11 protein-coding genes and 2 pseudogenes are annotated in these 9,702 nt (G+C 67.7%); 6 read left to right on the top strand and 7 right to left on the bottom strand.

Going from position 1 to position 9,702, the window contains the following annotated elements; translation table 11 throughout:
* The first annotated feature begins 488 nt into the window (after positions 1 to 488).
* The 3 genes from ACFWBB_RS41725 to ACFWBB_RS41715 all read left to right on the top strand — a co-directional run bounded on the left by ACFWBB_RS41725 (position 489) and on the right by ACFWBB_RS41715 (position 2,487).
* On the top strand, positions 489 to 1,340 hold the full coding sequence (locus ACFWBB_RS41725; protein WP_385284264.1) for a class I SAM-dependent methyltransferase: 852 nt from the start codon (positions 489 to 491) through the stop codon (positions 1,338 to 1,340).
* 46 nt (positions 1,341 to 1,386) lie between these two features.
* The gene (locus ACFWBB_RS41720) at positions 1,387 to 1,689 is read left to right on the top strand and encodes a transposase (protein WP_385284261.1); all 303 of its coding nucleotides are present in this window, start codon (positions 1,387 to 1,389) and stop codon (positions 1,687 to 1,689) included.
* Between the two features lie 300 nt (positions 1,690 to 1,989).
* On the top strand, positions 1,990 to 2,487 hold the full coding sequence (locus ACFWBB_RS41715) for a transposase (RefSeq protein WP_385284259.1): 498 nt from the start codon (positions 1,990 to 1,992) through the stop codon (positions 2,485 to 2,487).
* A gap of 148 nt (positions 2,488 to 2,635) precedes the next feature.
* On the opposite strand, the gene ACFWBB_RS41710 is transcribed toward ACFWBB_RS41715, so the two are convergent.
* The 3 genes from ACFWBB_RS41710 to ACFWBB_RS41700 form a co-directional block, all read right to left on the bottom strand.
* On the bottom strand, positions 2,636 to 3,265 hold the full coding sequence (locus ACFWBB_RS41710; protein WP_385284256.1) for a class I SAM-dependent methyltransferase: 630 nt from the start codon (positions 3,263 to 3,265) through the stop codon (positions 2,636 to 2,638).
* A 140-nt stretch (positions 3,266 to 3,405) separates the two neighbouring features.
* Positions 3,406 to 3,987, bottom strand: a complete 582-nt coding sequence (locus tag ACFWBB_RS41705) for a hypothetical protein (protein WP_385284253.1) — start codon at positions 3,985 to 3,987, stop codon at positions 3,406 to 3,408.
* A gap of 140 nt (positions 3,988 to 4,127) precedes the next feature.
* Positions 4,128 to 4,424 carry a hypothetical protein gene (locus ACFWBB_RS41700; protein WP_385284250.1) on the bottom strand — a complete coding sequence of 99 codons (297 nt, stop codon included), beginning with the start codon at positions 4,422 to 4,424 and terminating at the stop codon, positions 4,128 to 4,130.
* 61 nt (positions 4,425 to 4,485) lie between these two features.
* Between ACFWBB_RS41700 and ACFWBB_RS41695 the strand changes: the two are divergent.
* Positions 4,486 to 4,901, top strand: a pseudogene (locus ACFWBB_RS41695) (transposase); the annotation flags it as partial.
* Between the two features lie 45 nt (positions 4,902 to 4,946).
* Here ACFWBB_RS41695 and ACFWBB_RS41690 read toward each other — a convergent pair.
* The 3 genes and pseudogenes from ACFWBB_RS41690 to ACFWBB_RS41680 all read right to left on the bottom strand — a co-directional run.
* A pseudogene (locus tag ACFWBB_RS41690) lies at positions 4,947 to 5,495 on the bottom strand (IS5 family transposase); the annotation flags it as partial.
* Positions 5,496 to 5,775: 280 nt separating this feature from the next.
* Positions 5,776 to 6,228, bottom strand: a complete 453-nt coding sequence (locus ACFWBB_RS41685; RefSeq protein ID WP_385284247.1) for a hypothetical protein — start codon at positions 6,226 to 6,228, stop codon at positions 5,776 to 5,778.
* A 266-nt stretch (positions 6,229 to 6,494) separates the two neighbouring features.
* Positions 6,495 to 7,205 (bottom strand): SDR family oxidoreductase, encoded by a 711-nt coding sequence (locus ACFWBB_RS41680; protein WP_385284244.1) that lies wholly within the window; start codon positions 7,203 to 7,205, stop codon positions 6,495 to 6,497.
* Between the two features lie 117 nt (positions 7,206 to 7,322).
* Here ACFWBB_RS41680 and ACFWBB_RS41675 point away from each other — a divergent pair, with 117 nt between their 5' ends.
* Positions 7,323 to 7,691, top strand: coding sequence for a MerR family transcriptional regulator (locus tag ACFWBB_RS41675; protein WP_099946741.1), 369 nt, complete (start codon positions 7,323 to 7,325; stop codon positions 7,689 to 7,691).
* A 70-nt stretch (positions 7,692 to 7,761) separates the two neighbouring features.
* Here the strand turns inward: ACFWBB_RS41675 and ACFWBB_RS41670 are convergent, their stop codons facing one another.
* A complete protein-coding gene (locus tag ACFWBB_RS41670; protein WP_385284242.1) occupies positions 7,762 to 8,604 on the bottom strand; it encodes an IS5 family transposase in 843 nt (280 codons plus the stop codon).
* A gap of 252 nt (positions 8,605 to 8,856) precedes the next feature.
* On the opposite strand from ACFWBB_RS41670, the gene ACFWBB_RS41665 reads away from it, so the two are divergent.
* Positions 8,857 to 9,702, top strand: an 846-nt coding sequence (locus ACFWBB_RS41665; RefSeq protein WP_385284267.1) for a transposase, incomplete at its 3' end; no start/stop codon positions are given.

The raw sequence follows: 9,702 nt of genomic DNA, 5'->3' as shown, positions 1-9,702 counted from the left end.
CGCCCGCCGCCGGCCGCTTTGTCCGCGCCGGCCTGGATGCGCGGGAGCGGGCATTGTCGCTGCTCGAACCGGCGGTACGGCCGCACGCGATGACGGGACCGGTCGGCTGAGCAACGTGGATCATTGAGCCGACGGCCTCGGCATCAGCCCAGGGGCCGACTCACGCTTTGGCGATCGCCGCCTTGGGCCATTGCTTCGGCCTGTGGGAGGGGCCGTTCATGAACACCTGGTGGCTCGTGTCGACAGCTTGTCCAGGAGCGATTCAGCGACGACCGGGTTCGGGACCGGAGAGCGGGAAGACCAGCTTCTGCACCAAAAGTCAGGCTCTGGTCCACTTCGTGCGGTCGCGTACACAGGGTGACTGTTGACCTTTGCCTAATGGTGGTTTTAGTGGTCGTGGGCGGTCAGGGCGTGCATGACTGGCTGGCCGCGTGTGAACCTGGCTCCCCTCATCAGCCTCCTTGAAATCGAACATCTAGGCTGGCGCGGTGACTGATGAGCAGGAGCGGGTGCAGCCGTCGGGCGTGTGGGCCACGGCGGTAGGGGTGGCCAGGGTGCGGGCGCTGGAGACCGAGCGGGAGAACGCGCTGTTCCGCGACCCACTGGCACAGGCCTTCGCCACCGCCGGCGGCCTGTGGCCCTCCTCGCCGCCGCTGCCCGATGACGAGGCCGCGCGACGCCGCCGGCTGGCCGTGTCGTTCTCCATCGTCATCAGGACGAAGTTCCTCGACGACCTGTTGCAGCAGGCCTCCGCGTCCGGGGTCCGGCAGATCGTGCTGCTCGGCGCCGGCATGGACAGCCGGGCCTTCCGGATGGACTGGCCCGAGGGCACCCGGCTGTTCGAGGTCGACACCGCCGCGCCACTGGACTTCAAGGCTTCGGTGCTGCGCCAGGAGCGGGCCGTCGCACGCTGTGAGCGCGTCACCGTCGCGGTGGATCTGCGTGAGGACTGGCCTGGCGCGCTGGCCCCCGCAGGGCACGACCCGGCGGTGCCGACCGCGTGGATCGCTGAAGGACTACTGATCTATCTGCCCGAGGACGCGGTGGAACTGCTGTTGGCCCGGATCAGCGCGCAGTCGGCGGCAGGCAGTCGGATGGGGCTGACGTTGGGCTCGCGCGGCGTGATCGAGCGCTTCGGCGCGGACGCCGCGCCGGGATCGGCGGCGTCCATGTGGGTCTCGGAGATGCCCGACGACCCGGTGGGCTGGCTGGCCGGGCACGGCTGGGAGGCCGACAGCCACACCCTGCGCGAGCGCGCTGCCACCTACGGCCGCCCGATCAGCACCCCGCCGCAGCGCGAGGAGCGGCCCGGCGGACTGATCTCGGCGGTCCGCCGGTAGAGCGCCTCCCGGTTCCCTGGATGATCGATTCCAAGGGGCCTGATGAGTGGAGCCCGGTTCATGCGCGGCCAGCCAGTCATGCGCGCACCTACCGCCTACACGTCGCCCGGTCGGCCTCCTTCTGGATCGGGAGGCGAACACGCTCGCGGCCTGGCTCGCCGAGCGGCCCGGCATCGAGATCGTCTGCCGTGACCGGGCGTCCTTCTTCGCCGAAGGTGCCACCCGCGGCGCCCCGCAGGCCCTCCAGATCGCCGACGTATGGCATCTCCGGCACAACCTGAGCGAAGCCGCCGAGAAGTGTGTCTACAGGCACCGTGGCTGCTTGCGTCCCACGCCGGCCCCAGTCTGAGGAACCCGCAGGAAGAGGCGGAGCCAGCTGCGTCGCCCTGGCCGACAGGGCACACCGGTTCGCCGAACGCACCCGCGCCAAGCACGCCACCATCCACGCTCTCCTCGCCGCCGGGCAGAACAAGCGGTCCGTCGCCCGGCAGTTCGGGACGACCCTCGACACGATCTTGTGTTCCTCCCGTGCCGCTACTGCGGAGGAGATATTCACCGGGCAGTGGCAAGGCCGCGCGACCAGGCTCGATGACTACAAGCCCTGCCTCGATCAGGGTTGGCAGGAAGGCTGCACCAACGCCCGGAAACTGTGGGAGGAGATCAGGGAACAGGGCTATCCCCGCGGCTACGCCAGTGTCCGTACCTACGTCAGCAGGACGCTTCGCGGCAAACCCCAACGGTCGGCCTCCGCGCGCCGTCAGCCCGCGCCGTCACGCGCTGGATCCTCACCCACCCCGACGCCCTACCCGAAGGTGACCTGCTCCAGCTCAAAGCCGTCCTGGCCAACCCCGCCGAGCTGACGGCACTTGGCGAGCATGTGCTCTCCTTCCGGCACCTGGTCGCTCACCTCCAGGGCGACCCGTTGCCGACCTGGATCGAAGCGGCTACCTCCACCACCGAACTGCCCAGCCTCCGGAGCTTCGCCCAACACCTCGAACGCGACCTCGACGCCGTCACCGCGCGCCTCACACTGCCCTGGAACTCCGGCGTCGTGGAGGGTCATGTCAACCGGATCAAGATGCTCAAGCGCCAGATGTTCGGCCGCGCAGGATTCGATCTCCCGCGCGAACGAGTTCTGTTGGCGTAACCGAGAGCGACGCGACCACACGAAGTGGACCAGAACCTCAGAAACCGACACAACCAAGAGTGCCGATCCACTACTCTGATCATCAATCCCGAACCTCACCCGATCAGAGGCCCGGTGTCGCGGCCCGGTTTTTTTCGGCCTGCCCCCGTCATCCCGGAGAGCGCCGAGCCCAGAACAGGACGTGGCCGCCGCTGTCGCCTTCGGGCACGAACTCCTCGTGGGCCACGTCGAAGCCGGCCTGCACGAGCCATGCGCGGCTCGTGGCGGCGTCGAATTGACTCCACCACATCGCGGCCCCGCCGCCGAGCCAGTTCTCATCGGTCCCGGTCCAAGCCCGATGCCCGGTGGTGCTCAGGAACCAACCTCCGGGCCGGATCCAGGAAGCGATCCGCTCCAGCAGGGCCGGCTGTTCCTCCACTGGAACATGGATCAGGGCGTACAGACAGACAACGGCGTCGAAGCTGCCCTGAGGAAGCTCCAGAGTGGTGGCATCAGCCCGGATGAAGTCGGCGCCCGGCACAAGCTCCCGGGCCCTGCGGATCTGGACCTGACTGATGTCGACGCCCGTCACGCGGTGGCCCGCCGCGACCAGGGACCGGGCTACGGGAACACCGGTGCCGCACCCGATGTCCAGGACGGTGCCTGTCTCGGGGAGTCGACCGAGCAACTCCCCGATCCACGATCCGTACTTCGTCTCGCTGCCGAATGCCCGCTCATAGTGCTCCGAGAGCACGTCATATCCGCGCCGGACCACTTCTTTTGGATCTTCAACGTCCACGCGCGCACCCTATGGCGCGTGTGTCGGGAGCGCGACCTCTTTCAGCTCAGGTGGTCCCCTGGCCGCGACTCCATCCTCGCGGGTGGATGACGCGCCCCGTCACGCGCCCCAAAACGACAAGCCCCCGTGAAGCAGCCGGATCAGAACGGTTCAAAGCTCGGCTCGACCGGACCGATCTCGCCGCGCTCTGCCAGTCCGTTCAGGTCTTCCAGCTCAAGGAACTCCAAGGCATCTGGGTCGATCCCATGGTGCGGGTCTACGTCGCGCAGGCGCTTGACGAAGGCGAGCACGAAGTCGGTGAACGACCCGTCGAGGACCTCGGGATCCGTCCCGTTGATGTTCGTGACAATCTTCCAGAGGCCCGGGTCCGGGTCGCATGGCCAGAAGAAATGCTCGTCACCGGAGTAGTCGTATCCCCAGGAGATGAGGCCACCCGAAGCGGGGTGGAACCGGAACGGGTACTCGTCCGAGTCACGTCGCCACGACTGGCCGAACGCTTCGTGGATCTTCCGCATCCGATCAAGCAGCGGGCTGGACCCTCGGGGGTGGAAGACCACCAGCTCTCCGCAGATCACGCCAGTGCCATACGCGTCAAGGAACGCCTTGAAGTCACCCGGCAGCGCCGAGCCGACATAGTCCTCGACCTCGGCCCAGCCGCCGGGCGATGGGTCTCGGGCCGGTGGCTGGCCGAACAGTTGCACCAGGTCATCCAAACCCGCCATACGCTCCGCCTGCTTGATCGTCGGTTCTTGGCGCCAAACCTAGTCAGACGCGGCTGCGGGGATCAAGGGGAAGCGGATCGGCAGCCACCTCGTCAAGTACTCTCACGACGTTCATCGCTCGCGATGACGACCAACAAAGCTTACAAGCAGTGAAGTTCGGAGAAGTCGGCGTCCGTTGCTCGCTCCTCCGGCCCGCGCCCTCGCGGTGAGACCGGCTGATCGAGATTCGCGACAACCTGGTCGATCGGACCGCCGACGCTCAGTGCGAGGGCTGGCCCGTCCTCGACGAGCTGTCCAACCTGCCCAGGGTGATCGGCGCGCCGATCACCGTTGCGTGGAACGCCAAGGATTTCGTTGAGGCCGCACCCTGCAATCGTGTTGGCTAAGACCTTGCAGGGAATCAAGGTGTTGCTGCCCTGCAAGCTCTTACTGATCATTTCAGAATGAAATGTGTTGTGGGGCTCGGCAGTTGGGTGTCGTGTCGGCAGGATCTGTTGGGTGTCCGCTGATCTTGTGCCTGATGACTTGTGGGAACGTGTGGCCCCGCTGCTGCCGGTTCGTCCGCCCAGGCGGTATCGGTATCCCGGGCGATTGCCTGCAGACGACCGCGCTGCGCTGCGCGGCATCGTCTACGTGCTGTGCAAGGGCGTGAGCTGGCGGGACGTTCCCGCGGAACAGGTCGGCTGCAGCGGTGTGACAGCCTGGCGGCGTCTGCGGGACTGGACCGAAGCGGGCGTCTGGCCGCAGCTGCACGAGGTACTGCTGGCCGAGCTCCGGGCTGCGGGCCCGCTGGACATGGACGACGCCGCGATCGACGGCTCGCACGTCCGGGCGCTCAAAGGGGGGCTCACACCGGACCTTCGCCGGTCGACCGGGCCCGGCCCGGCAGCAAACACCGTGGCGTCGTCGGTGCGTCTGACCACCGTCAGCGCGATCCGCAGGACATCGCGGGCGAGGTCGACCAGGCGTCCGGTGTAGCCGCCGTCGGCCCACACCAGCGAGATGCGCCAGTGCCGCATCCGCAGCCGCTCCAGCAGCGTCCGGCCGACCTCGCGGTCGGTGACGGATGCGGCGGTGACCGTCACGGCCAGCAGAAGCCCGAGGGTGACCACGACGATGTGTCTCTTGCGGCCGTTCACCTTCTTCCCGCCGTCGAACCCCCGGCTGGCAACCGGCACCGACGCGGCCCCTTTCACCGACTGCGCGTCGATGATCCCGGCGGTCGGCTCAAGATCACGGCCCGACGCCTCGCGGACCCGGTCGCGCAGCCGGTCGTGGAACTCGGCGACCAGGCCCTTGTCCCACCAGCGCCGGAAGAAGGCGTAGACGCGGTCCCATGCGGGGAAGTCCGCAGGCACCGCTCTCCAGGCAATGCCGCCCGCAACCAGGTAGCGCACCGCGTCGACCAGCTGCCGGTGGCAGTAGCTCTCCGGCTGCCCGCCTCTTCCCTCCAGCCAGGCGGGCACGGGCATCGCGTCGCGCACGACTGCCCACTCCGCGTCGGTCATGTCCGAGGGGTACCTCGGACGCCTGTGCGGCCGGTCCCCGGCGTTCCCGAACCGGTGAGCGAGGCAATCACACGACAGGGGCGCGGAGTTGGACGGCAATGTCACGGAGACGGAAAACTGCGGCACCAGGGGCCTCCTGTTGCTCGACTGGATTCGACACCCACGAGCTGTACGGGAGGCCCCACTTTCATGCCCTGCCGACCAGGAGATCGCCCGACCGAGTCGGCAGACTCGAACTCACGATCACAAAGATCGATAGAGCAACCGCTAGTTAGCGCACTCAGCGCACGAAGTCCGTTACTGTGCCGTGGTTGTCGGGAGAGGTCAGGCCCCAGAGGATCAGCCCCACGATGATTGCCAGCAGGATCAGCCCCGGCACGTTCTCGGGCCCCCAACTGACGGGCTGCCGAACCGGTGGGCCGGGTGTGGCGTCGTCGCGTGCAGTGTCGGAGTCGGCGCGCTGCCAGGGCGCGACATCGGCCTCACCCCGGGCGATCCGCGCGGCCACTCGGCGCACGTCCGCCGCGTGGTAGGTCGGCTCGCGGGTCAGGTCCGGGGAGGGCGCACCCGAGGTACGTACGCTGTTGGCCCGCGCCACGGCCCTGATGCTGCTCGGCCTGATCTGTGGCCAGATCTCCCGGACTTCGGCCTTCGTCAGCCAGCCTTCCCCGTCCTCAAGGTCCTGCTCATCCGCTGCCCCCATGCGCAGTCCGCCCCCTCGCTCGCCGATCACCCTTGGCTTGATACCCAGACCGCCGAAAGATCACCCGCCCGGGCAGTCACACTCGAACTCACGCCCACCGTGTTCGGTAGAGAAACGATTTCTTAGAGAGCCCGGCGGTAGGCGTCACTTGAGTCTTCTGGTGGTGGGTAGGTGTCCCAGCGGTAGCGCGGCGGACGCGCGTGCGGAGCGTGACGAGTACGCATGGCCGCGCCCGGCTGATCCGTAGATCCTCGAACGTCGGCTGAAGCCTGGCCGGGCGGGCGGCTGCCGAAGGGTCAGGCGGGGGGAACCGCCTGCGGATAGAGCACGCTCGGGTCGGCGGACAGGGCCGCCTTGAGCTGGACGCAGTCGTTGTCGGCGAGGATCTCCATCTTTCCGGCCTCGATACCGTCGAGGGCGGCGCGCACGACATCGGCGGGGTCGTTCTTCTCCACGTCCCACCCGGCCATCATGTCGGTGTCGGTGCTGGCCAGGTGCAGGCCCGTCACCGCGGTTCCCTGGCCCGCGAGTTCGAGGCGGATGCCGTTGGTGAGGCTCCACGCCGCCGCCTTCGACGCGCTGTAGGCGTTGGCCCCGTCGTAGGCGAGCCAGGACATCGCCGACAGGACGTTGAGGATGGCCCCACCGCCGCCTGCGGCCAGGACGGGGGTGAACGCCCGGACCACGTTGAGGGTGCCGAAGTAGTTGGTGTCCATCTCCAGCCGGATCTTCTCGGGGTCCCCGGTGACGAGGTTCTGCTGGGTGAAGACGCCGGCATTGTTGATCAGGAGGGTGACGTCCGAGGCCGCGCCCGCCGCGGCGGCGACCGAAGCCGGATCGGTGATGTCGAGCCGCAGTACTTCCGCACCGGGGAGGTCGACGAGGTGGGGGGTGCGTGCGGTCGCGTAGACCTTGGTGGCGCCCCGGTGCAGGAGCTGTTGGGCGAAGTGCCTGCCGATGCCGCGGTTGGCGCCGGTGACGAGGGCGACGGAACCGGTGATCTTCATGGGGAGTCTCCTGGCGGTGGTGAGGTGATTCCTGTCCGGGCTGTTCACGGGCTACGCTAGAACCTGACGTTGACGTCAGAGGCAAGGAATGTGATCCAGGTCATGGAGGGGGCGTTGATGCGCATCGGTGAGCTGGCCTCAAGGGTGGGCGTGAGCGTGCGGGCACTGCGCTACTACGAAGAGCAGGACCTGCTGGCCTCGGCGCGCAGCCCCAGCGGCCAGCGGCAGTACCCGGACAGCGCGGTCGACCGCGTCCAGCTGATTCAGCAGCTGTACTCCGCAGGGCTGCCGAGCAGGGCGATCCTGGAACTGCTGCCGTGCGTCGAGACCGGTGACGTGACCCCCGCACTGCTCGACCGGCTGTCGGCCGAGCGGGACCGCATCGATACGCAGGTCAGCACCCTGGTGAAAACCCGGGACCGGCTCGACGCCATCATCACCACAGCCTCCACAGCCAGGAGCGCGGGCCGGCCCTGCCCTCGTTGAGCAGCGCGCCTTCCCCAGGCGTGCGGCAGTGCTTGTCCGCCCGACGCAGACAGACGCCCGTCAGCAGGCGTCACTTGAGTCTCTTGGTGGTGGGCCGTCCGTCCCAGCGGTAGAGCGGGGTCGCGCGGCGGATGAGCATGCGGAGCGTGACGATTGCGGCGGACAGGTAGAGGTAGAAGTCCACAGCGCACTGGCGCTTCTCGGTGCAGCGGCGGAGCTTGCCGAAGCCGTTCATCCATGCGTGGCTCCGCTCCACGACCCACCTCTTGCCGGCCTGGATCGGTGCGGGCACGCCCTTGCGGGCGATCTCGCCGGTGAAGCCCAGTTCCTCGAGCGCGGCTCGGGTCTTGTCACTGTCGTAGCCCCGGTCCAAGTTGACGTTGACCTGCTCGGGAAACACACCGATCTGCCTCTTCGCGGCCTCCAGGATGGGCACGAGCAGCGGGGAGTCATGACGGTTGGCCCCGGCCGAGACGAGACCGATCGGGACGCCGCGGGCTTCGGTGGCCACTGAGCGCTTCAGGCCCTGCTTGCCCCGGTCGACCGGGGAGCGTCCGGCTCTCTCGCCGCCGCAGGGAGCCTTGGTGATGCACCCGTCGACGGACAGCTCATGGAGTTGGAGGCCGATCATGCGGTCGTACGCCTGCACGGCCAGCCCGTGGACCTGCTCGGCCATGCCCAGCTGTGACCAGTACTTGACGCGGCGTCGGATGGTGCGGTCGGAGCACTGGCGGTCGGCGATCCGCTCGTATCCGGAACCGTGCACCAGGGCGGCGATGACGCGCTCGAAGACAATCCGGTCCGGGATGCGCGGGTTGTGGCAGCCGAGCGGATGGGTATCGACATGCTCGGGCAGCAGCGCTGCGAACCGGTCCCACAGGGGTTCGAGCAGGCATGATGGCAGGACAGGCACGAGCCCTCCGGTGATCACTGAGCGTCAAGAACTGCATGATCACCCAGGCTCGTCCCTGTCTTGCCTCCGGGTCGTCACACGGCCATTCGCCACACCTACCGCCGGGCTTTCTAAGCTTGTTCTTTTTCTTCCGGCCTCGAACGGCGTCTCGTACTGAGTCGCTCACCTGGGGATTCACCAGACATGGGGGCGGCCTTCGTCTGATCCTGTGCTCCGACCAAGGTGCACGTGACCACGACGAAGGCCGTGAGGGTGAGTCTGCTGCCTGATGCTGTCCGGAGGGAAGCGTTCGCGGAAGCGTCACGCTTCCGGGGTGAGTTCTACGAGTGTCTGAACGCTCGGCGGGATGAGTTGTTCGAGCTGACCGATGCGGTGCTGTGTGCGGACGGTGCGGTGAAGTTCCCGGTGGACCTGACGCTGCTGCCCGAGCATCGTCGTGGGCACGGAGCGATGTACGGCGGTCTCAACCACGGCCGGATCGACGTGGTTCGCCTGCGGACGGTGCTGGCCGGGCTGTCGCTGCCGCGTTTCGACGGCGGGCGCCTGGTCCTGGCGGTCGATGTGTCACTGTGGCTTCGCTCGGACGCACCGTGCTCGGCCGAGAGGCTGTTCTGCCACGTCTACGGCCGGGCGAAAACGGCGTCGCAGTTCATTCCGGGCTGGCCCTACTCGTTCGTCGCCGTGCTGGAGCCGGGCGCCACGTCCTGGACCGCGATCCTGGACGCGGTCCTGCTCGGACCTGCGGACGACGCCACCGCGATCACCGCCGCCCAGCTGCGGGATGTCGTTGAGCGGCTCGTCACAGCGGGCCAGTGGCAGAGGGGCGACCCGGACATCGTGATCGTGGCCGATGCCGGCTACGACGTCACCCGCCTGGCCTGGGTCGACCACGACGGTGAACTTCCCCTGGTTGAGGGGACGTTGATCAGGCTGAAGGTCGAGTACCTGTCGAAAGAACGGGATGCCCCGCCAGTGTGGTCATGGTCCTCCAAGACCGGTGCCACCCCCGACGACGTGGACCGATTCCGGCAGGTCTTTCTCCGCCGCTTCGATCTGGAGCACACCTTCCGCTTCGCGAAGCAGACCCTCGGATGGACC

This window comes from Streptomyces sp. NPDC060000 (assembly GCF_042737375.1).
Taxonomy (GTDB): Bacteria; Actinomycetota; Actinomycetes; order Streptomycetales; family Streptomycetaceae; genus Streptomyces.
The sequence above is the reverse complement of the archived record's forward strand: the minus strand, read 5'-3'. Positions and strand labels throughout refer to the sequence as shown.